Origin of the sequence: Pseudooceanicola marinus (assembly GCF_020177265.1) — a bacterium.
Taxonomy (GTDB): domain Bacteria; phylum Pseudomonadota; class Alphaproteobacteria; order Rhodobacterales; family Rhodobacteraceae; genus Pseudooceanicola; species Pseudooceanicola marinus_A.
The window spans coordinates 130509-154929 of record NZ_JAIVMC010000003.1; the positions used below are offsets into that span (position 1 = coordinate 130509).

Annotated in this window: 22 protein-coding genes; 6 read left to right on the forward strand and 16 right to left on the reverse strand. The window is 68.7% G+C overall.

Features of this window, described 5'->3' with window-relative positions; translation table 11 throughout:
* Nucleotides 1–2: 2 nt before the first annotated feature.
* The 12 genes from LC066_RS05300 to LC066_RS05355 form a co-directional block, all read right to left on the reverse strand.
* Nucleotides 3–2255 (reverse strand): molybdopterin-dependent oxidoreductase, encoded by a 2253-nt coding sequence (locus LC066_RS05300; RefSeq protein WP_224896993.1) that lies wholly within the window; start codon nt 2253–2255, stop codon nt 3–5.
* A 67-nt stretch (nt 2256–2322) separates the two neighbouring features.
* A complete protein-coding gene (locus tag LC066_RS05305) occupies nt 2323–3837 on the reverse strand; it encodes an ABC transporter substrate-binding protein (protein WP_085886214.1) in 1515 nt (504 codons plus the stop codon).
* A 13-nt stretch (nt 3838–3850) separates the two neighbouring features.
* A complete protein-coding gene (locus LC066_RS05310; RefSeq protein ID WP_222476626.1) occupies nt 3851–4762 on the reverse strand; it encodes an ABC transporter ATP-binding protein in 912 nt (303 codons plus the stop codon).
* Nucleotides 4759–5772, reverse strand: coding sequence for an ABC transporter ATP-binding protein (locus tag LC066_RS05315; RefSeq protein WP_224896995.1), 1014 nt, complete (start codon nt 5770–5772; stop codon nt 4759–4761). Before LC066_RS05315 ends, LC066_RS05310 begins: the two co-directional genes overlap by 4 nt.
* Before the next feature lies 1 nt (nt 5773).
* The gene (locus LC066_RS05320; protein ID WP_224896997.1) at nt 5774–6967 is read right to left on the reverse strand and encodes a M24 family metallopeptidase; all 1194 of its coding nucleotides are present in this window, start codon (nt 6965–6967) and stop codon (nt 5774–5776) included.
* On the reverse strand, nt 6964–7821 hold the full coding sequence (locus tag LC066_RS05325) for an ABC transporter permease (protein WP_224896999.1): 858 nt from the start codon (nt 7819–7821) through the stop codon (nt 6964–6966). The genes LC066_RS05320 and LC066_RS05325 overlap by 4 nt, the downstream gene beginning before the upstream one ends.
* A gap of 12 nt (nt 7822–7833) precedes the next feature.
* Nucleotides 7834–8754, reverse strand: a complete 921-nt coding sequence (locus LC066_RS05330) for an ABC transporter permease (RefSeq protein WP_222476635.1) — start codon at nt 8752–8754, stop codon at nt 7834–7836.
* The gene (locus tag LC066_RS05335) at nt 8751–9614 is read right to left on the reverse strand and encodes an alpha/beta fold hydrolase (RefSeq protein WP_224897001.1); all 864 of its coding nucleotides are present in this window, start codon (nt 9612–9614) and stop codon (nt 8751–8753) included. Before LC066_RS05335 ends, LC066_RS05330 begins: the two co-directional genes overlap by 4 nt.
* Nucleotides 9611–11068 (reverse strand): flavin-containing monooxygenase, encoded by a 1458-nt coding sequence (locus tag LC066_RS05340; RefSeq protein ID WP_224897003.1) that lies wholly within the window; start codon nt 11066–11068, stop codon nt 9611–9613. Before LC066_RS05340 ends, LC066_RS05335 begins: the two co-directional genes overlap by 4 nt.
* Nucleotides 11061–12011, reverse strand: coding sequence for a LysR family transcriptional regulator (locus LC066_RS05345; RefSeq protein WP_222476642.1), 951 nt, complete (start codon nt 12009–12011; stop codon nt 11061–11063). The genes LC066_RS05340 and LC066_RS05345 overlap by 8 nt, the downstream gene beginning before the upstream one ends.
* 284 nt (nt 12012–12295) lie before the next feature.
* Nucleotides 12296–12859 carry a peroxidase-related enzyme gene (locus LC066_RS05350; protein ID WP_224897005.1) on the reverse strand — a complete coding sequence of 188 codons (564 nt, stop codon included), beginning with the start codon at nt 12857–12859 and terminating at the stop codon, nt 12296–12298.
* Nucleotides 12856–13338 carry a CMD domain-containing protein gene (locus tag LC066_RS05355; protein ID WP_224897007.1) on the reverse strand — a complete coding sequence of 161 codons (483 nt, stop codon included), beginning with the start codon at nt 13336–13338 and terminating at the stop codon, nt 12856–12858. Before LC066_RS05355 ends, LC066_RS05350 begins: the two co-directional genes overlap by 4 nt.
* Nucleotides 13339–13472: 134 nt before the next feature.
* Here LC066_RS05355 and LC066_RS05360 point away from each other — a divergent pair, with 134 nt between their 5' ends.
* Complete coding sequence (locus LC066_RS05360; protein WP_224897009.1) at nt 13473–14339, forward strand: LysR family transcriptional regulator; 867 nt, start codon at nt 13473–13475, stop codon at nt 14337–14339.
* Nucleotides 14340–14355: 16 nt separating this feature from the next.
* Here the strand turns inward: LC066_RS05360 and LC066_RS05365 are convergent, their stop codons facing one another.
* Nucleotides 14356–16248 carry a SulP family inorganic anion transporter gene (locus LC066_RS05365; RefSeq protein ID WP_224897011.1) on the reverse strand — a complete coding sequence of 631 codons (1893 nt, stop codon included), beginning with the start codon at nt 16246–16248 and terminating at the stop codon, nt 14356–14358.
* Between the two features lie 273 nt (nt 16249–16521).
* Here LC066_RS05365 and LC066_RS05370 point away from each other — a divergent pair, with 273 nt between their 5' ends.
* Nucleotides 16522–17067, forward strand: a complete 546-nt coding sequence (locus LC066_RS05370; RefSeq protein WP_224897013.1) for a YaeQ family protein — start codon at nt 16522–16524, stop codon at nt 17065–17067.
* A 10-nt stretch (nt 17068–17077) separates the two neighbouring features.
* Here the strand turns inward: LC066_RS05370 and LC066_RS05375 are convergent, their stop codons facing one another.
* The gene (locus LC066_RS05375) at nt 17078–17515 is read right to left on the reverse strand and encodes a hypothetical protein (protein ID WP_224897015.1); all 438 of its coding nucleotides are present in this window, start codon (nt 17513–17515) and stop codon (nt 17078–17080) included.
* A gap of 202 nt (nt 17516–17717) precedes the next feature.
* Nucleotides 17718–18257, reverse strand: coding sequence for a hypothetical protein (locus LC066_RS05380; protein ID WP_224897017.1), 540 nt, complete (start codon nt 18255–18257; stop codon nt 17718–17720).
* A gap of 130 nt (nt 18258–18387) precedes the next feature.
* Between LC066_RS05380 and LC066_RS05385 the strand changes: the two genes are divergently transcribed.
* From LC066_RS05385 to LC066_RS05400, 4 genes are read left to right on the forward strand one after another with little or no spacing between them, the layout of a single operon-like run.
* The gene (locus tag LC066_RS05385) at nt 18388–18960 is read left to right on the forward strand and encodes a hypothetical protein (protein WP_224897019.1); all 573 of its coding nucleotides are present in this window, start codon (nt 18388–18390) and stop codon (nt 18958–18960) included.
* A 28-nt stretch (nt 18961–18988) separates the two neighbouring features.
* Nucleotides 18989–19549 (forward strand): LemA family protein, encoded by a 561-nt coding sequence (locus LC066_RS05390; RefSeq protein ID WP_224897020.1) that lies wholly within the window; start codon nt 18989–18991, stop codon nt 19547–19549.
* A 7-nt stretch (nt 19550–19556) separates the two neighbouring features.
* Nucleotides 19557–20585, forward strand: a complete 1029-nt coding sequence (locus LC066_RS05395) for a hypothetical protein (RefSeq protein WP_224897022.1) — start codon at nt 19557–19559, stop codon at nt 20583–20585.
* A gap of 56 nt (nt 20586–20641) precedes the next feature.
* Nucleotides 20642–22489, forward strand: a complete 1848-nt coding sequence (locus LC066_RS05400) for a serine aminopeptidase domain-containing protein (RefSeq protein ID WP_224897024.1) — start codon at nt 20642–20644, stop codon at nt 22487–22489.
* Here the strand turns inward: LC066_RS05400 and LC066_RS05405 are convergent.
* Nucleotides 22464–24416: a vWA domain-containing protein gene (locus LC066_RS05405; RefSeq protein ID WP_224897026.1), complete on the reverse strand. Its 1953-nt coding sequence runs from the start codon at nt 24414–24416 to the stop codon at nt 22464–22466. The two genes, LC066_RS05400 and LC066_RS05405, sit on opposite strands and share 26 nt — an antisense overlap.
* Nucleotides 24417–24421 lie beyond the last annotated feature (5 nt).

Sequence of the window (24421 nt, forward strand, 5' to 3'; positions counted from 1 at the left end):
TCTCATGCTCCGGCAGGACCCTGGGCTGCGGCCAGATGCTCCGGCGCGGGCGCGGGTTCCAGGCGCACACGGGCGCCGCCCGCGCTGGCGCCCTGGGACAACTCCGAGCTGCCCGTATCGCGGGTCAGGGTGTTGGGGTTGCCACCGCAGTCGATCCAGCGCCCGTCGATCCGGCGCGGGGCGTACCAGCCGCCCGTGGGCAGCGCCACATGGCCCGGGGCGAGGCGCTCGTCCGCCTCGATCACCACCAGAACGGCACCGCGATCATTGCTCAGAAGCGCGGGCGCTCCGGCGGTCAGGCCGGCGGCGCGGATCTCGTCGGGGTGCGCACGGGCAACCTCCAGCCCGTCGCGCCGCGCTTCTTCGGCAATCGGGGCGCCATCGAGCTGGCTGTGCAGCCGTTGCGCCGGTTGCGGCGACAGCAGGCGCAGGGGCAGGGCGGGATCTTCGCCCGCATCGCTGGGGGCCACGCGGGTCAGGGGCGCGCCCAGGCGGCTGTCGACGGAGCGCAGCAGGGCGGGCATCAGCTCGATCCGTCCGCTGGGCGTGGCCAGGGGGGAGGCCTGCGGGTCGGCGCGGAAGACCTCCAGCGGCTGGCTCACCGCCTCGGGCGCGGGATCGGACAGACGGGCGTGGCCGGTGGCGCAGAAGGTGTCCCAGTCCGGCAGCTCGGGGAAGGCGGCGCGGTAGCCCGCGTAGAGGTGCCTGATCCACTCGGCCTCGCTGCGCCCCTCGTGGAAGGCCTCGGCCAAGCCAAGGTGCCCGGCGATCCGGGACAGCACGGCATGGTCGGTTTCGACGCCCGCAGGCGGCTCGGTCACCTTGCTGGACCGGATGATCCAGTCATCGCGGGATGAGGCGGCGATATCGTCGCGTTCGCTCGGCAGGGCGGAGGGGAAGACCAGATCGGCGTGCTGCGCGGTGGCGGTCCAGACGCTTTCCTGCACGATGACCGTCTCGGGGCGCCGCCAGGCGCGGGCCAGGCGGTTCAGGTCCTGGTGATGGTGGAAGGGGTTGCCGCCGGCCCACCAGATCAGCCGGATGTCGGGCAGGGTCAGCGACGCACCGTTGTAGGCGATCGTCTCGCCCGGGCGTTCCAGCATCTCGGTGATGCGGGCCACGGGGATGAAGTCGGTCACCGGGTTCGCGCCCTGCTCGAATGCCGGGCCGCGCAACCGGCGCAGCGGGTTGCCGACGGAGGAGACAGCCGAAAGGCCACAGGCCAGGCCGCAGCCGGGCTGCCCGATCTGGCCCGACAGCACCGCCAGGACCAGCGCGGCCCAATAGGGCTGTTCACCGGCCACGGCGCGTTGCAGCGACCAGGCGAGGTTGATCAGCGCGGGGCCCGCGACCAGCTTGCGCGCCAGCTGCGTCAGGGTTGTGGCAGGGATCCCGGTTAGCGGCGCGGCCCAGTCGGGCGTGCGGGCCAACCCGTCGGCCTGACCCAGGATCAGCGCCTTCAGCGCGTCATAGCCCGTGGTCAGGCGGCGCAGGGTATTTTCATCCACCAGGCCCTCGTGGATCAGCACATGGGCCATGGCCAGCATGGCGCAGGCATCGCTGCCCGCGTGGATCGCCAGGTGATCGCCCTGCGGCGCGTCGCGACGATCGGGCGACAGGGTCAGCATCTCACCGCCCGCTTGCGCGAAGGCCGCCAGCCAGCCGCGCGTGCGATGCGCGCCGGTGCCGCCGGCCTCGACCTGGGCGTTCGACAGGCGCATGCCGCCGAAGGACAGGATAAAGGGACGTTCGGCCACGATCCGGTCCCAGGTCGGGTTGAACGCGCCCGGGTCGGAATAGGCCGGCCCCACCAGATGCGGGATCAGCACCTTGGCGGTGCCGTAACTGTAGGTATTACGGGCCGAAACGAAGCCGCCCGCGAGGCTGAGGAAGCGTTTCAGCTGGCTTTGCGGATGATGGAACCGCCCCGCGGAACCCCAGCCGTAGGAGCCGCCGAAGATCGCGCCGTTGCCGTGGATCCGGCGCACCCGGTCCAGCTCGGCCGCGGCCAGTTCGCTGGCCCGTTCGATGGAAAGCGGGACGAAGCTGTCCGCGCCGCGCGCCGCGCCGCCATCCCCGTCCAGCCAGCCGCGGCGCGCCATGGGCTGTCGGATCCGCGTGGGGTGATCGGAAAGGGCCAGGAACCCTTCGCCAAGCGGTGACGGGGCAGGGTCATGACGGAAGGGGCGCAGGCGGGGTGCGTCGCCCCTGCGGTCGATCTCGTAGGTCCCGAAATGGCTGGCGAACAGCTCCATCCTGCGCTCCTGGGGAATAAAAAGACGGGCGAGCAGCCGAAGCTGCCCGCCCGCAGTCGGGGAGGTATCAGTCCGCCGGGGACATATCGAAGGCGCGCAGCCAGTCGTCGCCGCGGCCCTCGTAGGTGACACGGGTCGAGGCGCCGAAGGTGGCGGGCTGGGCGTAGAGGAAGACCACGGGGGCCTCTTCGCACATGATCTCGGTCGCCTTCTTGTAGGCGGCCTCGCGCTCTTCGGGGTCGGTGGTGGCGATGCCGGCGACCAGCTGTTCGTCGAAGGCCTCGTCGTTCCAGTAGGAATACTGGTTGCCCGGCTTGAACAGGGTCAGCAGGCCGTCGGCGTCGATGGTGGCCCAGGCCTGGCCCAGCAGGGACAGGCGGCCCAGGTCATGGGCGGCGCGGTACTTGTCGAGGTAGGCGCCGAATTCCATGGTCTGGATCTCGGTCTTCACGCCCACGTCGCCGAACATCTGCGCCACGGCCTGGGTGACTTCCTCGCCCTGCAGGTAGGTGGCGGCGGGCAGTTCGAACTCGATGGTCTGGCTCAGGTCGACGCCGGATTCCTCCAGCAGCTCGCGCGCGCGCTCGGGGTCGTAGGGGTAGGCTTCCAGGTCGGGGTTGTAGCCGAAGTAGTCGGGCGTCATCACCTGGCAGTTCGACACGGTGGCCAGCCCGTCGAAGAGGGCGTCGGCGATCAACTCCTTGTCGACGGCGTAGTTCAGCGCCTGGCGGAAGGCCTTGTTGTCCAGCGGGGCCTTCTCGGTGTTGAACTTGATGAAGACGGACCGGGTGCTGTCCACGGCGCCGGCGGTGGCGTTCGGGCTTTCCTCGATGCGGGCGATCTCGGAGGCGGGGACCTTGTTGATCAGGTCGACCTCACCGGCCATCAGCGCGGCGACGCGGCTGGCGGTTTCGGGGATCACGCGGAAGGTGACGCTGTCGAACTGCGCGGCCTCGCCCCAGAAGTCGGGGTTGGGCGACAGGGTGATGTGATCGCCGGGCACGTATTCGGTCATCTGGTACTTGAAGCCCGACATCGTCTCGGTCACCGGGTCATGCTCGGAGGCCCATTCGGGGGGCAGCAGCATGAACATCGACAGCTGCGCGGGCAGCGCGGGGTAGGGCGAGGAGGTGGTGATCTCGAACTCGGTGGGGGAGATCACGTTTACGCCGTCGATCTGCGAGAACCAGGAGGAGATCCGCTTGGGGTTCTCGGCGTCGGTCACGCGGGCGATGTTCCAGGCCACGGTTTCCGCGTCCAGCGGCTCGCCGTTGGCGAAGGTGGCGCCCTCGGTCAGGGTGAATTTCCAGGTGTTGTCGTCCACCGCTTCCCAGTCGGTCGCCAGCGAGGGCTGCAGCGAGTAGTCGGGCGCGCGCAGGATTAGCGTCGGGTAGATGTGCGACAGCACCGACAGGTCGAGGCCCACCGAGGCGGAGCCGTGCGGGTCCAGCGTGTTGACGGCGGAGGTTTGCGCGATGGTCACGTCCATCGCGAAGGCCGGCAGGGCCATCATCGTGGCCGCGGCGGTGGTCGTCAGGAGTTTGGAGAGCGTCATGGTGATCTTCCCTGTGGTGATGGTCATGGCCGTTCGGGCCTCATTGAACCTGGTGATCGAGGACGAAGTGGTCGGGGGAGACCTCGATCAGAGGTGCTTCGCGTGGCGGCACGTTGGCGGCCACGTCGAAGGGCGGGCGGTCCGGACGCACGCGGTCCGGATCGGGGACGGGGATCGCTGCCAGCAGCGAGCGGGTGTAGGGGTGGCGCGGATCGGCGAAGATCTGCTCCGTCGGGGCCATCTCGACGATGCGCCCGCGCAGCATTACGGCGACGCGCTGGCACAGGTAGCGCACCATCGACAGGTCGTGGGCGATGAACAGGTAGGCCAGGCCCAGCTGGTCCTGAAGGTCCTGGAACAGGTTCACGATCTGCGCCTGGATCGACACGTCGAGCGCGGTGATCGGTTCGTCCGCGACGATGAAACCCGGCTGCAGCGCGATGGCGCGGGCGATGTTGATCCGCTGCCGCTGGCCGCCGGAGAACTCGTGCGGGTAGCGGCTCATGAAGCTGGGATCGAGGCCGACCAGCTTGAACAGCTCCGCCACCCGGTCCTGCAGGGAGGAGCCGCTGTCGACCCCATGCACCACCAGCGGCTCACCGACGAAGCGGCCGACCTTCATGCGCGGGTTCAGCGCCGAGTAGGGATCCTGGAAGATCATCTGCATGTGCTTGCGGTAGGGCTTCAGCCCCTGTTGCCCGAGGGTCGAAAGCTCGGTCCCGCGGAACCGGACGGAGCCCGCGTCGGGCCGTTCCAGATGCAGCACGGCGCGGCCCGTGGTGGATTTGCCCGAGCCGCTTTCGCCGACCAGGCCCAGCGTCTCGCCCTCGGCGATCTGGAAGGAGACGTCGTTGATCGCGTGGATCACCGGCTTCTCGCGGCCCAGCAGGGTGCGGCCGCCGCCGTAGCTGCGCATCAGGCCGTTCACTTCGATGACGGGGGGCTGCGTCATGGCGTCTGCTCCTTCTCGGACTGGGCGGCCAGCAGGGCGGGCAGATCGTACCAGGCGGCGACCTTGTGGCCGGGCATGTTGCCCACGTCACGCAGCGGCGGCACCTCGCGGTGGCAGCGTTCGGTCGCGAAGGGATTGCGCGGCGCGAAGGGGTCGCCCGGGGGCGGGTTGGCCATGTCGGGCGGGCTGCCGGGGATCTGGTAGAGGCGCCGCTGCGTCCGCGCGCCCTCGTCGGGCAGGGAGTTCAGCAGCCCCCAGGTATAGGCCGAGCGGGGGTCGTGGAAGACCGGGCGCACGGGGCCGCGTTCCATGATGCGCCCGCCGTACATGACCTGGATCGTGTCGGCGAGTTCGGCCACCACGCCCATGTCATGGGTGATCCAGATGACGGTGGTGCCGAAGTCGTGCTTCAGCTGGCGAACGAGATCCAGGATTTGCGCCTGCACGGTCACGTCCAGCGCCGTCGTCGCCTCGTCCGCGATCAGCAGGCGCGGGTTGCAGGCCATGCCGATGGCGATCATCACCCGCTGACGCATGCCGCCCGAGAACTCGTGCGGGTACTGCGACAGCCGTGCCTCGGGGTGGGGGATGCCGACGATGTCCAGCAATTCGACCATGCGGGCCTTCAGGGCGCGCCCCGTCAGGTTGGTGTGACGGGTCAGCACCTCCTTCAGCTGGCGCCCGACGGTCAGCACCGGGTTCAGCGAGGACATCGGATCCTGGAAGACCATGCCGATCTCACCGCCGCGAATGCTGCGCAGGTCGCTGTCGGACAGGGCCATCAGGTTGCGGCCGTCGAACCAGGCCTCGCCCGACACGATGCGCCCGGGCGGGCAGGGCAGCAGGCCCAGCAGGGCCAGGATATGCACGGATTTCCCCGAGCCGCTTTCCCCCACGATGCCCAGCGTCTCACCGGCCTCGACACTGTAGTTCAGGTCGTTGACCGCGTGGACGACCCCGCCCGGGGTGTCGAACTCGACCGTGAGGTTCTTGATCTCGAGAAGTGCCACGTCAGACCTCGATGTAGCCGCCGCGCGATTTCGTCAGGAACTCGTGGCCGTCGTCGGTGATCAGGATGGTATCGCTGATCTGGGTGGCCACGCCCTGATCGGGGACGCGCAGGTTGGGTTCCAGGGTGAACAGCATGCCCGGCTCCAGCACCACGTCGGTCTTGCCGTCGAGCGAGAAGTGCTCATGCGCGCCGATGCCGATGGTGTGGCCGATGCGGCCGGGGATGTTGGCGTCGTAGCCGGCCTTTATCAGGCCGGCCTTGGTGATGTCGTAAAGCTCGGCCAGTGGCGTGCCGGGTTTCATCACCGGGGTGATCTGCTCGCGGATGTCCAGGATGGTGTCCAGCGCGCGGCGGCGCTTTTCGGGCAGGGGGCCCATGGCGACGGTGCGCTCGTTCTCCGCATGGATGCCGTTGGCCACGGCCCAGATGAAGATCGCCACGGTTTCGCCCGGCAGCGGTGTGCGGGAGATCGAGTTGTCGCAGTTGCGGAACATCCGGTCGCCGGACAGGACCCAGGTGGCCAGGCCGTTGACCATGCCGCCTTCCAGCCCGCCGAAATCGGCGACCTCGATGTCGTCGGGCAGGGCGTTGGTCCAGTGCTTGTTCATCGCGATCAGGGACGCGGTATGCGCCTCCCGCTCGGTCCCGCCGTCGGCCAGGGCGGCAATGGCCGCATCCATGCCGCGGTCCGCCAGGTCGGCGGCCACGCGGGCCATGGCAATCTCGTCGCTGTCCTTGATCAGGCGGCAGCGGTCGATCAGTTTCGAGCTGTCCTCGAACTTTGCCTCCGGGACCAGCGCCTGCACCTGGCTCCAGCGGGCCATGGGGGTGCTGTCGGCCTCCATGCCGATCACGGCGTTGGCCAGGCCTTTCTCGGTCAGGATCTTCTGCAGGGCCTCAGGCCAGGTCGGGCCCATGGTCTTCGTCGTCGACCAGACGCCATAGGCGCGGGTGTCCTCGACGAAGCCCTCGTCGCGCCCGTGGGCATCGCGCAGGGCGTGCACCAGCATGGTCGGCGCGCCCTCGGCGGGCAGGATCATGACCACCGGATGCGAGTAGAGCACCGGGTTGAAGCCCGACATGTAGAAGGTGTGTTCCGGCTTGAACGTGACCAGAGCGTCGATGCCCTTCTCGGCCATCGCGGCCTTCAGGCGGGCGATGCGGGGGCGGGGGCTGTTGGTGTCGAGGCTCATTTGGCGCTCCGTGTCTTGGGGTCGAAGTAGTCGCGCAGCCAGTCACCGAAGAGGTTCACCGACAGCACGGTCAGCACGATGGCGAGACCGGGGAAGGTCACGGTCCACCAGGCGGAGGAGAGGTAGACGCGACCGTCGGCCAGCATCCGGCCCCAGGACGGGGTCGGGGGCTGCACGCCCAGGCCGAGGAAGGACAGCGCGGCGTCCATGATGATGACGCGGGCCAATTCCAGGGTGCCGACCACCAGGGCGGGGGTCAGCACGTTGGGCAGGATGTGCAGGAACATGATGCGCGCCGTCGAGGCGCCGATGGCGCGGGCGGACTGGACGAACTCGCGTTCGCGCAGGGACAGCACCTGGGCGCGGATGATCCGGGCGTAGCGGATCCAGGACGTCAGGGCGAGGACTAGCACCACGTTGCGGATTGACGGGCCGAGGGCCGCCACCACCAGCAGCGCCAGCAGCATCAGCGGGATCGCCAGCTGGATGTCGACCAGGCGCATCAGAAGCCGGTCGATGAAGCCGCCCTTGTAGCCGGCCAGGATGCCCAGCACCGTGCCCACGATGCCGCCCAGCACCACGGCGGTGGAGGCCACCATCAGCGTCATGCGGGAGCCGTGGATCAGCCGCGAGAGGATGTCGCGGCCCACCTCGTCAGTGCCCAGGGGGTGCGCCCCGGGGGAGAAGAGCCCCTGCCAAGTCGGCCCGGCGAGCCGCGCGCGCAGATCGCCACGCGTCGGGTCGGGCAGGTCCAGCAGCGGCGCCAGCAGCGCCAGGGCGACGATCACGACCAGCAGGACGAAGCCGAACAGGCCGGCCCTGGAGCGCGAGAGATCCTTGAGGAAATGTGTCATCTGTCCGTCTCCTCAGCGGTTCGCGCGGATGCGGGGATCGAGCACGCCGTAGAGCAGGTCGACCAGGAAGTTGATGAGGACGAAGATCGCGGCGATCAGGGTGATACCGGCCTGGATGACGGGGAAATCCTTGGCTTCGATCGCTTGGATGATCAGCCGCCCGATGCCCGGCCAGGAGAAGACCGTTTCGGTCACCACCGAGCCGCCCAGCAATTCGCCGGTCAGGATCGCCGTCATGGTCACCACCGGGATCAGCGCGTTGCGCGCCACGTGCCAGAAGAAGACCGTGTGGCGCAGCAGGCCCTTGGCCTTCGCGGTGCGGATGTAATCCTCCTTCAGGATCTCCAGCATCGACGACCGCAGCAGCCGCGCGATGGAGGCGGAGACGAAGACTGCCAGGGTGAAGGCCGGCAGCACCAGGTGCGCCAGGGTGCCGTAACCGCCCGTGGGCAGCCAGCCCAGGTTCACCGCGAAGAAGAGGATCAGCATGATCCCCAGCCAGAAGACTGGCGTTGCCTGGCCCAGCAGGGCCACGGCCATCACCACCAGCTCGATGGCCTTGCCGCGCTTCAGCGCCGCGATGGAACCGGCGACGGTGCCGATGACCAGGCCCATGGCGATGGCCGTCAGCGCCAGCTGCGCGGTGGCGGGCAGCCGTTCCAGCACCACCTGCATGGCGTCGCGGCCATGCTGGAAGGAGACGCCGAAATCGCCCTGCACGGCGTTCAGAAGGAACTGGCCGTATTGCACCAGCATCGGTTGATCGAGGCCCAGTTGCGCGCGCAGGGCCTGGATGTCGGCATCCGAGGCGCCGATGGGCAGCAGCAGGGCCGCCGGGTCACCCAGGATGCGGGTGACGAAGAAGACGATCGTCACCACGCCCCAGATGGCCAGAAGGGATTCGCCCAGGCGGCGAAGGATGAAGCCGGTCATGGCGCCTCGCCTTCCAGGAAGGCCCGGATGCGTTCCAGCACCAAGGCGTTCTGCTCATGATGGCAGGAATGGTTGGCCTCCGGCACTTCCCAGCCGGTGGCATTGGGGCAGAGCTCGGCGATCAGCCGGGTCTGGCTGGGCGGGCAGATCCAGTCCTTCTCGCCGCAGAAGGCGAAGGTGGGCACTGTCATGGTCTTCAGCGCGTCCCGCAGGTCATGTTCCTTCTCGCGGAACATCTCGTTGTGGGTTTCCGCATGCAGGTGCATCGTGCGCGTGCGTTCCAGCGCCGCGTTCGGGTCGAAGACCTCGTAGTAGAGCGGCTGCAGCGCGAACCAGATCAGCCGGAACTCGGTATCGTCGGTGATCGTCGTGCCGAACAGCTTGTCGATCATCTCCGGGCTGGCCGAGGGCACCTTGTCGATGCGCGCCTTGAAGGTCTCGATCGCCTCCGCCTCGTGGTGGTGGCTGGGGGCGGTGCCGCGCAGGATCAGGTGGGTCAGATGCTGCTGATAGTGCACCGCATAGGTCAGCGCGATCATCCCGCCAAAGCTGCCGCCCTGCAGGATGATCTTGCCATCCACGCCGCAGAAGTGGCGGCGGAAGGCGTCCACGTCATCGGCATACTGGCGGAAGTTCATCGGGTAGGCGATTTCCGACAGGCCGCAGCCGCGCTGGTCGAAGGCGATGACGCGGTAACGGTCGGCCAGAGCCGCGTAGGCGGTCCATTCGCCGATGTGGTCACCGGCGCCGCGCCCGCCGTGCAGCAGGATGATCGTCTCGGCGTTCTCCTCGCCCGCGATGCGGTAGCGGAAGCGGCAGCCGTTCAGGGTGATGTAGTCTTCGCGACCCGAGAGGCTCATTTCGCGGTCTCCATGAGGGTAGGGGTGCTGTCGACCCATTCGTCGCCCTGCAGTTCGGGCACGTTGTAGGCCTGCAGCCCCTGATAATGGGTTTCGACATCGGCGCTGAACATCTCGGCCACGATGCCGCGCATCAGCCGGTCGGCGCCGGCCGAGATCGCGGGGATGTCGCCCGACAGCTTGCCGTGGCTCAGCATGGCCGCGTCGTTGAAGCAGTGGATGCGCGCCAGCATCGGGCAGCTGCCCGGCTCCTTCTCGAGGAACTCGTAGGCGTCGCCGAGGTAGGGCGCATCGGTCATGAAGGGAATGGGCTTGCCCATCGAGGCGTCATAGACGCCGTCCTTCCAGGTCTTGATGTAGGGGGCGAAGGCGCTGAACTCATTCCGGCCGGTGAAATCGTTGCGGAAGCCGGTGGCGGCGATGACGAAATCACTCTCGAAATCGGCATAGGGGGTCTTCACCACGATGTGGTCGCCGGCCTCCTGCACGTCCTCGACCGGGCAGCCGAGGAAAGTGCGGGCGTTCGGGTGTTCCGTGACCCGCAGGGTGGAGCTGCGCGGCGGCGGCACCTGCTGGCTGTTGACGTAGTCGTTGAACCGGTACTTCCAGGCGTCGGGCAGGTAGCGCATGCCATGCACGACGCCCTGGCTGCCGATGCCGGTCATCTTGTTGACCCGCGGCATCTCCTTGCGCCGGATCAGCATGTCGAGCTGGGCCGCGCCCGCCTCCAGCGCGGTGGCGGCATTGTCCATGGCCGAGGCGCCGGCGCCGATCACGATGACCCGCTTGTCCTTCAACGCGGCAAAGTCGATGTCATCGGCGCTGTGGGCCCAGAACCGGCGATCCACGTCGGACAGGAAGCCGGGCACGGCGCCGCCGCCCAGGCCCGAGCGGCCGGTGGCGAGCACCAGGTGGCGGCAGTATTCGGTGCGCGTGCCCGCGGCGTCGGTCAGGGTCACGGCGATCAGGTTCCCGCCCGCGTCCTGCACGTCACTGACGCGGGTTTCATTGATCACCGGCAGGTCCAGCACGTCGCGGTACCAGCGCAGGTAGTCCATCCACATGCCCTTCGGGATCTTGCCGAGCGCGTCGAAGGCGTCTTCGCCCCACTGCGCCTCGTACCAAGCGCGGAAGGTCAGGGCGGGCAGGCCCAGGCAGGGCCCCGCCAGCGTCTTGGGCGAGCGCAGGGTCTTCATCCGGGCAAAGGTGTCCCAGGGGCCTTCGAGGCCCTTCGGCGCGGCATCGTAGAGCACGATGTTGTCCACGCCCGACAGCTTCAGCCGGGCGGCGCCCGCCAGCCCGCACATGCCCGCGCCCACGAAGATCACGTCGCGCACGCGCTGGCCGTCATGGTCCTGCGCCGGCACCCAGGACTTCGAGGGCAGTTCCAGCAGGGTAAGATCCTTGGCAAGTCGGGCTTCGAGGGCCGAAAGGCCGCTGCGGGTGTCAGTCATGGTCAGTCTCTGATTTGGGAGAGGGCGTGCCGTCGATGCGGCGGACCTGGGGGATCAGGTCGAACAGGGCCGCTTCGCACAGGTCGAAGAAGTCCTGCGTCGCCCGGGCGGTGTTGCCCCCGGCGGCGACGAAGAAGCCGAAGGTGAAATCCACCTGTTCGACCAGCGGGCGCAGGATGACCCCGCTGGGGCAGGTGCCGTAGGCGGTCACCGGCTCGACGATGGCGGTGGCGCCGGTCAGCCGCGCAAACTGCAGCGCGGAGACCGAGGAATTGGCCCGCATGGCCCGGGCCGGGTGCACGTTCGCGGTTTCCAGCGCCTGACGGATGCGGCCCTGCAGGCGGGTCTGGTCCAGCATGGTCACCACGGTGTCGGTGGCGACCTGTGCCAGGGACACCGGCTGGCCTTCGGGAAATTCGGCGGCGCGGCTTTCGGGCAGGGCGGCGACCAGGGGCGCGGCATAGACACGTTCGGCGGTGATGCCCGGCACGTCCAGCGGCAGGGAGGCAAAGCCGATCCGGGCGTTGCCGCTCAGCAGGTCCTGGGCGACCGCATTGGGCGCGGCCTGCATCAGGCGCACCTCCGTCGGGCGGTCGCTTTCCGGCCAGCGGGCCAGCGCGTGAGGCACCAATCCGGTGCCAAGCGCATAGGTGGCCGAGATCGCCAGCGGCTGTTCCGTGCCCGCGGCCCGCGCCAGGGTGCGGGCGCGCAGATCCTCGAAGAGCGACAGCAGGCGGCGCGCCTCTTCCTCGAAGGCCACACCCTCGGCGGTCAGCTGGATCCGGCGGCCGGCCCGTTCGACCAGCGGAAACCCGAGGCTCTCTTCGAGGTCCTTCAGGCAGCGGGTGACCGAGGGTTGCGAGCGACCGAGCATGTCGGCCGCCAGGGTGACGGAGCCGGTTTCGGCGACTTTGAGGAAGGTGGCGAGGTCTTTGCGGTTCATGAGTCGAAGATTCGTGAATTAATCGGGTCAATCAATTCAAAAATGACATGAATCAAGTGCCGGCCCCTGATTCCGCAGAAAATGCCGTCTTAGGATGCTGATATGGGCATCATGAAGGTCGCATTATTCACGTATTGGGGGTCTGTCGCCGGCCTGATTCCCGAGAGGGTAGCGTCGTCTTCGCTGGCTTCGGTCCCGGTCCCACCCCGGCAAAAGACAACGCGCGCCCCCGGAGGAGGCGCGCGGTTCGTCGGTGTCAGTGGGCCATTGGCCCGAGGGGGCGCTCAGTCCGAATGGCCCAGAGGGTGCATCAGCCGGTTCGCCCAGCCGAAGATCGCGATGGAATGGATCAGGTCCTGGATCTCCGCATCCTCCATGCCCTGCGCGCGCAGCGCCTCGACATGGCTCTGGTCCGCCGTCGGCGGCGTGGCGGTCAGGGCCTCGGCGAAATCCATGATCGCCGCGTCGCGCGGGTTCAGCGCATCGCGGCGCCCGGCAAAAAGGGCCGAGGTCGTGGCAGTGCCGGTCAGCCGGGCGTGCTGGCGGGCATGCACGTTGGCGCAGTACTTGCAGCCATTGATCAGCGAGGCACCAAGCGCCCCCAGCTCGCGGTCGGCGCGGTTCAGCCCACCCTCGGCATACATGATGGCGTTGAACAGCACGGTGCGGGCCACATAGCTGTCCGGGTCATGGGCCAGGGTGCGCACATAGGGCGACACCTTCTTCGCCGAGGGCGTGACTTTCATCGCCTCCAGCTGCCGGGGCGTGGCGTCCTCGATCTCCACCGGGGGCAGATGCGGCGTCCATGTCAGGGGCTTCAGGGTGACCTGGGGGATGGTATCGGTCATGCGCGGGTTTCCTTCAGCAGGCCGAGGCCGTGGACGACGCGGATCTGGTAGCAGGCGAAGGCCAGCAGTTCCGACAGGGCGATGATCTGCGGCACGCTGAACCCCGCCTCCTGCAGGGCGCTCAGATGCTCGGGCCCGGCCTTGGCCGGGGTTGCGGCGATCAGGTCGGCGTGGCGCGCCAGGGCCGCCAGGGCGGGATCCTCGGGCATCTCGCCATCCGCCAGCGCGGCCAGGGCCGGATCGGCGGGGCGGGGGTAGCCGTCGGTCAGGCGATCATGGCCGGCCCAGGCGACGACGCGGCGGGCAAGCGCCCTGCGCAGCTCGGGCGACAGGTCCAGCGTCTCTTCGGGGTGCAGCACCGCGGCGCGGCAAGCCTCGGCGCCGGAAACGAACTCGGGGCGCAGGGCCCGCAGGGCGTGCAGGGGAGAGCCGGGCGCGATGCCGAGGGCCTGGTCGATTGCGTCGGGAACAGCGGTCATGAGGGGTCTTTCTGCATGGCTCGATCCATGGGAGCGTGTTAACTATGCTGAAAACGCATGGTGCGCCTCGCATCATATGCAAATCAGATCATTCGGGGGTGAGTATGTCAAACGGAAATAGTGGCGCCCTTGGTATGCGCGAGCTGGAGGTCTTCGCCTCGGTGATGGCCACCGGATCGATGACCGGGGCGGCGCGCAAGCTGGGGATCGGCCAACCGGCGGTGACGCGGATGATCCGTGACCTGGAGCAGCTGATCGGATTTGCGCTATTCCAGCGCAACGGGCCACGGATCACCCCCACCGAAAAGGGGCTGGCCTTCTTCGAGGAGGCGCGCCGGTTGCTGGACTCCTACGACGCGGTGGTGCAGCGGGCGGCCGGGCTGCGCGAGGGGCGGGTGCAATCCCTGTCGCTGGTGGCGACGCCGGCGATGGCCGCCGGATTGGTCCCTGACGTGTTGGCCCGGATGGGTGATCTGCTGCCCGCGACGCTCAACCTGCAGACCATGGATGCCGAGCATGTGGCGCGGGCGCTGCATTCCGGGGCGGCCGCCTATGGCTTCAGCGCCCTGCCACTGGCCCATGCGGATGTCGACTGTCTGGCCTCGGCCCGTTCCAGCCTGGTTGCGGTCCTGCCCGAAGGGGTGACCGAGGGTCCGATCCCCCTCGACATCTTCGCGCAGCAGCGGTTGCTGACGGTCGGCAACAACTACCGCATTCGCCATGCCATCGACGCGGCGCTGGAGGCGGCCGGGGTCACACCGGCGGCGGTGTTGAACACCAACAGTTCCCTGAACGCGGTCCAGGCCGCGGTGGCGGGGCTGGGCATCGCCCTGGTGGACTGCGTGACCGCCCGCGGCATTGCCGTCCAGGGCGCGCGCGTCGTTCCGTTGCAAACGGAGATCCCCTACGAATGGGGCCTTTTCCGACGCGGCGGCGGCGGTGTCCCCGAGATCGAGGCGCCGCTGGTCGAGGCCTTCGAGGCGGTCTCGAAAACCCGCTAGGGCGGTGCTGCGGCGCCTAGCTTTCCGATGGTTTCCCAGTCTGGTCCTCCGCCTGCGCCTCTTCAGCGCCGGGCTGACGGGCGCATTCCCGGAAGATCCGCGCCTGGCAGGTGCGGCAGATTTCGGGATCGAGGTCGGGGATGATTTCCGCGATGGCATCGCGTTTTGACAGGTGCACGCGGCTGCGCCCCAGGGTCTTCACCACGTGGAAGCGGGCCAGCTTGTTCAGCGCCCGGAGGCTGCCGATCTTGAGGTGCAGCGACCCGCCTGCCTCTTCGCGCTTGCGGGCTTCCTCGACCAGCAACTGCGCGGCAGGCAGGTCCATCTCGCTGCTGGAGGGGGTCATGAACAGGATGTGCTTCTGCGACGGTCTTTCGGTGCGGAAACGATGGAAGTCGCGCCGGGTCGCCTCGACCGTCCCGAAGTAGAGCGGCCCGTGCATGGCGGTGATCATCAGCTGCGGGCATTCCTGCAGATCGAACAGCCGGGCGCTGCGCATGTGGCGGCTCGGGGCCGTGGGGTCGGGCGCGACCACGGCGATGACCGGCTGGGCGATGCGCGCGAGGAACAGCAGCAGCGACAGGATCACGCCGGTGTAGATCGCGAATTCCAGGCTGATGAAGACCGTGCTGAAGAAGGTCGCGCCGGCGATCACCGTCTCGACCGCGGAGGACTGCCAGATGTGGCGAATCTCGCGGAAGTCGACCAGGCGCCAGGCCACCAGCAGGATGACCCCGGCCAGCCCGGCGATCGGCACGTAGGAAAAGAGCGGCGCGATCAGCAGCAGGATCGCCACCAGCAGCAACGCGGAGAAGATCGCCGCCAGCGGCGTGCGCGCGCCGCTGTCATAGTTGACCGCAGAGCGGGTGAAGGAGGCGGAAACGGGATAGGCCTGGAAGAAGCTGCCGACGAGGTTGGCGGCGCCCTGGCCGATGAACTCGCGATTGCCATCCAGCATCTGGCCCGACTTGCCCGCCATGGCCCGCGCGATGGAGACCGCCTCCAGCAGGCCGACGAAGGCGACGGCGAAGGAGCCCGACACGATGTCGCGCAGCAGGCCCGGCGACAGGTCCGGCATCTTCGGCACCGGCAGGACGGAGGAGATGGAGCCCACGGTGTCCAGCTGGGCCCCCTCGTGGCTGAGCCAGCGGCCGAGCAGGGTCGCGGCCAGCAGGGCCACCAGGTAGTGCGGCAGGCGTCTGTCGATCCGCTTCACCAGCAGGCCGACGACGATGGCCGTCACGCTGAGGGCGACGGCGGCCAGGTCGGCCTGGGGCAGGCCAAGGGTCAGGCCCCGGACGAAGGCCAGGGGGTCCTCGGGGCGCGGCAGGTCGAGGTTCAGCACGTGGCGCAGCTGGCTGGTGGCGATCAGCAGGGCCGCCCCGGTGACGAATCCGGTCATCACGGAATGGGATACGAAGTCGACCAGCGTGCCCATGCGCAGCAGGCCCAGCAGAAGCTGGAAGAGCCCCACCAGGAAGGCCATGGAAATCGCGGCGGCGATGAACTCGGGCGAGCCGGGGACGAAACCGCCGGCCAGCGCGCCGAAGACCAGCGCCGATAGCGCCGTGGTCGCGCCGGTCACCGCGTGCCAGCTGGACCCGAACAGCGCCGCGATGATCGTCGGAACGATCGAGGCGTAGAAGCCGTATTCGGGCGGCAGCCCCGCGATGGCGGCAAAGGCGATGCCCTGGGGCAGCACCAGAGAGGCCCCCGTCAGCCCCGACAGCAGGTCGGCCCGCAGAGTCTGGGCATTGACCAGACGAACCCAGTCGGGGCGGGAGAACAGCTCCTTGCGGGTCTGGCGCAGGGCCCTGCGGACCTGGGCCCCGGGTGTCAGGGTCTCCTCGCCCAGTTCCGCCCGCTGCCGCGACTCGATTTCCGATCCGGTGGCGTGCCAGTGTTCCATCTGCAAGGTCCTGTCGACGTAGGGCCGCCGGTCGGACCGGCGGAGATGTGGGGCGCAATGCCAGAGACCCCGGCCGGGATGGTCGGGGGTATGGGGGAGGTTCTAGCGGTCCAGCCCGTCTCGGCAAGGTGATCTGCGGTTACATATTTGGGGATGGGCGCCCCGGATCGGCGGCGCCGTGGCGCGGCCCATCGGCGCCAGTGGTCCCATAAGGCTTTCCAACGGGGGCTGGGCGGGGTAAGCAGCCCGGTCCTTGGAAGGGGTGGAAAGATCATGGCGCAGAACGCCACCATATACAAAGTCGAGCTGTCGGTCTCCGACATGGATCGCCACTACTATGAAACGCACAAGCTGACCGTGGCCAAGCATCCCTCGGAGACGGATGAGCGGTTGATGGTGCGCCTGCTTGCCTTCGCCCTGAATGCCCACGAGCAGCTGGAACTAACCAGGGGGCTGTCGACGGATGACGAACCCGACATCTGGCAGAAAAGCCTCAGCGGCGAGATCGATCTCTGGGTCACGCTCGGGCAGCCCAGCGAGAAAATCATCCGTCAGTCCTGCAACAAGGCCGCGCAGGTCCTCGTCTATGCCTATGGCGGTCGCACCGCCGAGGCTTGGTGGGACAAGGTCGGAAGCGGGACGACCCGTTTCGACAATCTGCAGGTGATCCGTTTCGCGGAGCCGGAGACCGCCGCCCTGGCCGGGCTGGCAAGCCGCGCCATGAAGCTTCAGGTCAATATCCAGGACGGCGAGGTGATGGTCAGCGCCGATGACAGCATGGTCTATCTCACGCCAGTGACCTGGAAAGGCGCGGCCTAGTCTGCGCGCGTCAGTCGGCCAGGTCAGACAGGTTGGCGTCAAGCAGGGGCTGCTGTTCGGACAGCGGGAGGGCCTCTTCTAGGATGTCGCAGAGAACCTCGAAGACCGCCGCGGCCTGTCCGTCCGAGGTGGTCTGCCAGATGCGTTCCGACCCGGCCATGGCCACATCCAGCAGGTCGCCTCGCGCGGCTTCCAGATCTTCATCCGGCAGGTCCAGCGCGATCCGGATCCCTTTGTCGCCTTGTACCGGGAGCGTCTCGTCGTTCCGGTAACGCTCGAAGTTGGCGAAGAATTCCTGCTGCACCCCGGTCGACAGGGCGCGCTTCACGATCTCCAGGATGGGTTGCAGCACGGCCCTTGTCGGTTCGCTGGCCTGCACGGCATCCAGTGCCTCCAGCATCGCGGTTTGCCCACCAAGGCTCTTCGGGACGGTCAGTTCGAGTCTCACTCCGCAGCAGGCCTTTCCAGTAAAGTTCACACCTAAGCAGCTATAGTGTCGGACGGAAATGGCAAGCCGTCTCTGCGGGAAAGGACCTCGAAGGAAGGGGGCTGCGCGAAGGGGGCCGCCTCGCGGATGCGGGCGAGAGCTGCGGCGCCTCGTTGCGAGCCTCACCAAAGCGAAAGCCCAGCCAGGGGTCTGGACCGGGCCCCTACCGCTGAAGGAGAACGTTGCGCGTGCCGCCGGCGCTGTTGGCCATGTACCCGGTGGCGGCATCCTTGCCGTAGAACAACAAGGCCCCCCAACTGCGACGCGTGCCGCTGCCGAACTGCCAGAAATAGCGCGTGGGCGTGGTGCAGGCGGTCAGGACCTGCACGTCGCGTTCTGTCAGCCCTGAAGGTGTCATCGCCTCTGTCGAGACATCGACGGGCGCCTCGCCAGCGCCGGTGACAAGGTGCAGGGCAACGCTGGGGCCGCCGCCGCCCTCCATGTAGAGCTGTCCGCCCGCATCGGCGCGCAAGGTCACGCCCATGACGTTGGTGCCCAGGGTCAGGCCGGTGCCGGTTGCGCTCATCGACCAGGAGCCTGCCAGCAGCTGGGCCAGGCCGGCCTCCATGTCATCGGCCGAGATCGCGGGGCCATCCTGACAGACCGACAGGGCCAAAGACTGCTGGGCTGCGGCTGCGCGGGGCAGGGCGCCGCAGGCAAGGCCGAGCGCCAGCAGGGCGGCGGGAAGCATGAGGGTTTTCATCGGGACCTCTCCTTGATGGGAACGGGTCCGGTCTATGCGTGGGGTCCGGGCGCGCGCCTCTCTCATATGGGTGAGGCGCGGCGGCGGGAACGGGGGCAGACCGAGGGCAGATGTACCAACGGAGGGTCCCATGCTGTCACGACGTCATTTCTGCCGCACCGCCGCCACAGCGCTTTTCGGGGCCGCGGCCCTGGGGGCGCCGGAGGGACTGCGGGCCGAAGACACCCGCGCCCTGGCGCTGGTACTGCGCGATTCCGAAAAGCTGCGCGGCCTCGCTGGTCCGGAGATCCACGCGGCCCTGACGCGGCACCTGTCGGTCAAGGTGGCCAGCCCCGAGGTCCTGGGCGTCGGCCTGGCCTTCGCCCGGGTCGAGGATGGCGCGGTCGAGGGGCTGTATCTCTCCGATCCCTTCCGGGTGAAGGGGGACGACGTCTGGTTTCCCGGTGACAGCTTCCTGCCCGCGCCGGGGTTCTTCTCCAAGAGGATGCCGCTGACCGGCAAGGTCGCCTTTCCCGGCGACAGCTTCTTCCCCGGCGACAATTTCTTTCCCGGGGACAGCTTTTCGCCGACGCGGGAACTGCGGGCCGCGGTGACCGAGATGGCGCAGGCGCCGGCGCTGCGGGACGGCTACTTCGCGGTGGCCCTGCCACAGGCGCGCGGGGCGCAGGTGGCGCCGCTGATGCTGCAGGCCGAGGCCCGGTGATGGCGCGGGGACCGAAGGGGAGGCGCCGATGATCGTCACCATCCTGCTGATCGCCGTCGGGATCGTTGCCGCGATCCTGATGCAGAACCGCCTGGTACAGGCCCGCGCCGCCGTCGACGCGGGGTTCCACGGCATCGAGGTACAGCTGAAGCGCCGGCATGACCTGGTGCCCTCGCTGGTTGCTGCGGTGAAGGGGGCCATGGCCCATGAAACCGCCCTGATCGACCGTCTGATGGCCGCGCGAGAGGCTGCCATGGCCGCGCCGCCGGAGCCGGAGGCCGCCGCCGAGGCCGAAGAGGCGCTGACCCGTTCCCTGCGGGATTTCGTCGCCTATGCGGAGGACACGCCCGAGGTCACCGCCACCGCCAATATCCGCGATTTCCAGCGCAGCCTGGAGGAGACTGAGGATCAGATCAGCGCCGCACGGCGGCTCTACAATGGCAACGTGCAGCGGTTCAACACGCTGCTCGACGCGATCCCCTTCTGCTGGCTGGCCCGCGCGATGAAGCTGCAGCCGGCCCGCTATTTCACCCTTTCCGAGACCGAGGCGCGGGCCGTTCAGGCCGTGCCCGACACCCGCCTGACATAGGTGCCCGATGAGCCAGCGACGCTACTGGGATCCCTTCGACGGGACGATCACGATCACCCCCATAGAGACGGCCAAGGGCGGTGGCATCCGCCTGCCTGTCTGGCTGAAACGGCTGCCGCCATTGGCCATCGTCGGCACCATGCTCTGGGTGCTGATCGCCGCCGTCTGGGCCGACAGCTTTCCGGTGCTGCCGACGATCTGCGCCACCTTGGCCTTCGCCTCCCTCTTCCTCTTCGAGAAGCTGGAGAACACCGAAGGGCGGCGGCAGGCGCGCTATGTCCGGCTGGCGCAGGACAACGGCTGGGGTTTCACCGACAAGCTGCTGGAACGACAGGTGGAGTTCGGCCGGGCCATCGACGGCGACGGGGATTGGGAGCGCCGCACCCGGCTGCAGAAATCCGAGCGGATGCTGAAGATCGAGGCGCAGCTGCCGGAGCTGACGACGCTGCAGGTCGGCGCTTTCATGGGCGCGCTGCTGGACAGCGAGTTCTGGGGCCCGCTGCCCGGTCAGCCGGATCAGCCGATGTGGATGGCTGTCGGCACAACCCAGATGGAGGCCGGGATGGGCAGCGCCCGCACCCGGCGCGACGGTCGCGGCGGGCAGGGGGGCTATGGCCAGCTCTACACCGTCGTGGGCGCCTTCCAGCTGGGGCGCGACACCGGGGTCCGCGCGGCCATCGCGCCGGAAAGCCTGTTCCGCAAGGGGCCGCTGGACCGCGACCTGAAGACGGAATCGGCCGAGTTCAACGCCGCCTTCCGCATCGCCGGGCGCGCCATCTCCGGCGGTCGGTCAGAGCGGGAGGTCGAACAGGAGGTGCTGCGCATCCTGACGCCCGCCACCCAGACCAGCCTGCTGGATCTGAAGGCCGCCCATCACAAGGTTGGCTGCGTGGTCGAGGCGGAGGTCCTCTATTTCATGGTGCAGGACTGGCTGTCGGGCGACAACGCCACGGAGGCGGCGCTGGACCGGCTGCTGCCGGAGATCCTTGGCCAGTTCCAGGTCGCGCAGCAATCCTTCCGCACCTACGTGGAATGACAGATGTCCCCCGTTCGGAGGAGGCCAGCGGCGGGCCCCATTGCTAAGTTTCTGTCATGGAGACACGTTTTCTGATTGGTGAAGAGGGCCAGCCGATCCTGATGCGGCGTTGGCGTGGGGATCCCGGGCGCCGGCGCGGCCCCCGTCGCGCGGTATTCCTGGGCCATAGCCAGCCGACCCATTCGGGAATGCTGGCCGATCTGGCCTGTGCCTTTCGCGACCGCGGGTGGGAGGCCGCCTCGGGCGACATCCGGGGCCACGGCCAGAGCACCGGGCGGCGCTGTCCGCTGGGCCATCTGCCGCTGGAGGGCGGCTGGGACCAGGCGGTGGCGGACCTGCGCCTGCTCCTGCGGGAGACCTTCGAGGGCGTGCCCTGGGAAGATCGCCTGGTGGTCGTGCCCAATATCACCGCCCTGATGACGCTGGAGGTGCTGAAGACCTGGCCGGACCTGGCGCGCCACATCGCCTTCATCTCACCGCCGCCCAACCAGCGCTCCATCGCGCTCTTCGGCAAGGCCTTTTCGGCGGTGCGCGTCCGAATGGGCTATGCCGAGGCACCGGATGAGCAGTCGCTGCATCACCTCTATGCCTTTCTTGGCGCGCATCTGGCTGATCGCAAGCATCCGGCGGATGTCATCAGCAACGACCGCGCCGTGGTCGAGGCGGTGCTGGAAGACCCGCAGGGTTGGCCGATGCCGACCTCGGCCTATTGGTCCAACATCTTCACCGGCATCCTGTCGGCCTGGAAATGGCCGCGCGACGCCCGTGTGCGGGAGGGGACCCGCTGCGCGATCCTCTATGGCGCCGACGATCCGATGACCCGCGACGGGGGCTTCCTGCCGCCGATGGAGCGGCTGCTGACTCGCATCGGCATGGCCGAGATCACCCCCGCCCGCATCGATGGCGCCCGCACGGGCCTGTTCCTTGAGGAACGCCGCCTCGGCGTCGCGGCGCGGATCACCGACTGGGTGAACCACGACTGGCAACCCGCCCCGGACCACCGCGAAACCACCCTGACGGATGTGCTGGGCCAGGTCCTCAGGGGCGGGACGGACGCCGGCGCGGCGAAGAGCCCGGCCGAGCTGGTGGAGATGTGCTATCACGCCATCGACGACGAGACCTACTGGACTGAGCTGATGTACCGCATCATGCAGGAGGCCGAGGCGGAGGAAGAGGCCGACGAGGCCGCGATGATCGAGCGCGTGTCGCGGCTGATGCCGCATTGGGAACGGTCCTTCGAGCTGAACCGCCAGGTGATGATGAGCGCGACCCTAGGCGTGCTGTTGCAGTCGGTGGTGGAACGGCTGGGCATCGGCGTGGCCATCCTCTCCACGGAAGGGACGCTGCTGCATTGCAACGATACCTATGCGGTGACGCTGAAGGACCTCTTCGCGGGCGGCGGGGAGCCCAAGGCGCTGACGGGGCGGTTGCTGGGGGCCACGCCTGCGCGGGCCGGGGGCGAGGCGGCGGTGCTGCACGATGGGCAGCCCGTTGGCTATCACTTCAGCCCGGCGGCGCTGCGCCAGACGCGGCTGCAACGGCGCGGCCCGGCCTCGGTGCTGGTCCTGCGTGTGCCGGGTCAGGGCGACATCACCGCTGACAGCCGGGTCGCCCTGGCCGGGCTGGCCTACGGGCTGACCGGCAAGGAGGCGGAGGTGGCCCTGATGGTGGCCGATGGCCACTCGCCCGGTGAGGCGGCCGAGGTTCTGGGCATTGGCACCGGCACGGTGCGCGGTCACCTGAAGAAGGCCTTCCAGAAGATCGAGGTGCATTCGCAATCGGAACTGTCCGCGCGGCTGCTGTCGGGCCCCCTCGGCTGGGTGCGGGGGGGCGACAGCGCGCCGGCCCCCGCAACCGAGGCCACGGAAACCGCGGCGGTCAGTCCCGTGTCGTCTCTATGGTGAAACGGTCGAAAATGATGTGGCTTTCCCCCGGCGCGCCCTTGGCCGCCTGGGCTGCCAGCAGGCTGGGCTGGCCCGCCGCGCGCAGCAGGGTCAGCGCCTCGGTTTCCAACGCGATCTCCTTCCGGGTGCCGCCCGGGGCGTCGTAGGCCAGGTCCAGGGCCGCGGTCATTGCCCGGCCGCGCCGCTTCAGCCGCAGGGTGGCGCCCTCGTCTTCCAGGGCTGCGAGGATGGCATCGGCCTCCGCGCGACCAGCCTCGTTGCAGGTCGACTTGACCACGCCATCGTTGAACAGAGGGATGTCGAAGGCCGTCGCCTCGGGCTTGCTGCCCGCCGAACCGGCGTAGCGGATCAGCGACAGGCCAAGCTGCGTGCCGCAGCCGTTGACCTGCTGCATCAGGCGGGCGCCGACTTGGTTCGTCGCGTCCTGATAGAGCGACAGCCAGGCCGCTTCGTGCCGGGTCTGCGACCGCAGGCGCAGCGCGACGGCCAGGTCGAAATCGCCCTCTGGCAGGGGCTGGTCCAGCACCAGCCGGTTCGTTGCCTCGGGGTCGGTGGTGCGCTGCCGCTTGCCCGCGGCGACCATGTAGAGTTCCCCTTCGGGCCAGAAGGCCATCCGTTCGGGGGCCTCCGCCTCGATCCGCCAGGCCGGATCCAGGGCGGGGCCGTCGAAGGTCTCCTCGAACAGCGGGGCGGCAGGGGGCTCAGGCTTTGGTGCCGGGGCGGGCGGAGGCGTGGGCGTGGGCGCCGGCGGCGCGGCGACCTGCGCCGTGGCCTGCACTAGCGCCTCGGCGAAACCGGCGGCGTTGTCGGCGGCGTAGTAGCTGCCGCGCCCCTCTTCGGCGATGCATTGCAGCTGCGCGTGTTCCTCGGCCGACAGGTCGAAGCCAACGACGTGGACGCGGGTGTCGATGCCCTGGGCCGCCAGCGCGGCGGCCGCGGCGCAGGGATCGCCGCCGCAGGTTTCCAGCCCGTCGGAGATCAGCAGCACGTTTCGCGCGCGATCCTCCCCGGGGCCGAAGGCGCGGGCGGCCTGGTCCAGGCTGGCGGAGATCGGCGTCTTGCCGAGGGGCCGCAACGCCTCCACCGCGCCGATCACCTGAGGCGCGGCGGCGGCGCCGACGGGGGCCAGCAGCTCGGTGTCGGTGCAGTCGCCCTCGCGCCGGTGACCATAGGCCATCAGCCCCAGCCGGGTGGTGGCGGGCAGGTCGCCCAGAAGCCCGGCCAGCGCCTGCTGCGCGGTGGTCATCTTCGCCACCCCGTCGATCTGACCCCACATGGAGCCGGAGGCGTCGAGGATGATCAGCAGGTCGCGCCCGCCCGGGGCGGCGGGCCCGTTGCCGATGTCGTTGCCCATATGGGCGGGCAGGTCGCCTTCCTCCATGCCCGGCGTGACGGCGGGTTCGAGAACGGGCGCGGTTGTCGCCTGCAAGGTCCGCTCCGGTCCCATGGGCACCGTCAGATCGACGCCGGCCCGGCGCGCCAGATCCTGCAGGGACCAGCCGCTCTGGACCGAATAGATGTCGGAGATCTGCCAGTGCCCATGCTCCGGCGTGGTGACCAGCGTGTAGGCCATTTCCTGCACCTGTCCGAAGTTCTCGAAGGCGACCCAGACCTGGGCCGCGCCCTGCAGGATCGGCGCCTCGGGATCGGTGAAGACCCGCAGCCCGGTGATCTGGATGTCCTGGGCGTTGTAGACCGGATCGAAGCCCAGGCGTCCCTGAAGACCCTCCCGGGCCAGGCTGTCCACGAGGTAGAGCGCGCTCGCCTCGGCGTCGTTCAGCAGCGGCGGGCGGCCCTGCGTCACGCGGGCGCCGTGGTCAGCCAGGAAGGCCTCGACCAGCGCGGTCGGGGCCATCGTCTGGGCGGTGGCAGGAAAGGGCAGCGCGATGACGGGCAGCAGCAGGGCGGAAAGGGAGAAGCGGGGCATGGCAG

Bases quoted from the DNA above. Each gene is read 5' to 3' on its own strand.
- LC066_RS05350 (WP_224897005.1), bottom strand. From the start codon at position 12,859: ATGACCGATACCATCCCCCAGGTCACCCTGAAGCCCCTGACATGGACG.
- LC066_RS05355 (WP_224897007.1), bottom strand. From the start codon at position 13,338: ATGACCGCTGTTCCCGACGCAATCGACCAGGCCCTCGGCATCGCGCCC.
- LC066_RS05380 (WP_224897017.1), bottom strand. From the start codon at position 18,257: ATGAAAACCCTCATGCTTCCCGCCGCCCTGCTGGCGCTCGGCCTTGCC.
- LC066_RS05335 (WP_224897001.1), bottom strand. From the start codon at position 9,614: ATGAGCCTCTCGGGTCGCGAAGACTACATCACCCTGAACGGCTGCCGC.
- LC066_RS05320 (WP_224896997.1), bottom strand. From the start codon at position 6,967: ATGAGCCTCGACACCAACAGCCCCCGCCCCCGCATCGCCCGCCTGAAG.
- LC066_RS05310 (WP_222476626.1), bottom strand. From the start codon at position 4,762: ATGACGCAGCCCCCCGTCATCGAAGTGAACGGCCTGATGCGCAGCTAC.
- LC066_RS05390 (WP_224897020.1), top strand. From the start codon at position 18,989: ATGATCGTCACCATCCTGCTGATCGCCGTCGGGATCGTTGCCGCGATC.
- LC066_RS05360 (WP_224897009.1), top strand. From the start codon at position 13,473: ATGCGCGAGCTGGAGGTCTTCGCCTCGGTGATGGCCACCGGATCGATG.
- LC066_RS05385 (WP_224897019.1), top strand. From the start codon at position 18,388: ATGCTGTCACGACGTCATTTCTGCCGCACCGCCGCCACAGCGCTTTTC.
- LC066_RS05405 (WP_224897026.1), bottom strand. From the start codon at position 24,416: ATGCCCCGCTTCTCCCTTTCCGCCCTGCTGCTGCCCGTCATCGCGCTG.
- LC066_RS05345 (WP_222476642.1), bottom strand. From the start codon at position 12,011: ATGAACCGCAAAGACCTCGCCACCTTCCTCAAAGTCGCCGAAACCGGC.
- LC066_RS05330 (WP_222476635.1), bottom strand. From the start codon at position 8,754: ATGACCGGCTTCATCCTTCGCCGCCTGGGCGAATCCCTTCTGGCCATC.
- LC066_RS05305 (WP_085886214.1), bottom strand. From the start codon at position 3,837: ATGACCATCACCACAGGGAAGATCACCATGACGCTCTCCAAACTCCTG.
- LC066_RS05340 (WP_224897003.1), bottom strand. From the start codon at position 11,068: ATGACTGACACCCGCAGCGGCCTTTCGGCCCTCGAAGCCCGACTTGCC.
- LC066_RS05370 (WP_224897013.1), top strand. From the start codon at position 16,522: ATGGCGCAGAACGCCACCATATACAAAGTCGAGCTGTCGGTCTCCGAC.
- LC066_RS05365 (WP_224897011.1), bottom strand. From the start codon at position 16,248: ATGGAACACTGGCACGCCACCGGATCGGAAATCGAGTCGCGGCAGCGG.
- LC066_RS05300 (WP_224896993.1), bottom strand. From the start codon at position 2,255: ATGGAGCTGTTCGCCAGCCATTTCGGGACCTACGAGATCGACCGCAGG.
- LC066_RS05400 (WP_224897024.1), top strand. From the start codon at position 20,642: ATGGAGACACGTTTTCTGATTGGTGAAGAGGGCCAGCCGATCCTGATG.
- LC066_RS05325 (WP_224896999.1), bottom strand. From the start codon at position 7,821: ATGACACATTTCCTCAAGGATCTCTCGCGCTCCAGGGCCGGCCTGTTC.
- LC066_RS05395 (WP_224897022.1), top strand. From the start codon at position 19,557: ATGAGCCAGCGACGCTACTGGGATCCCTTCGACGGGACGATCACGATC.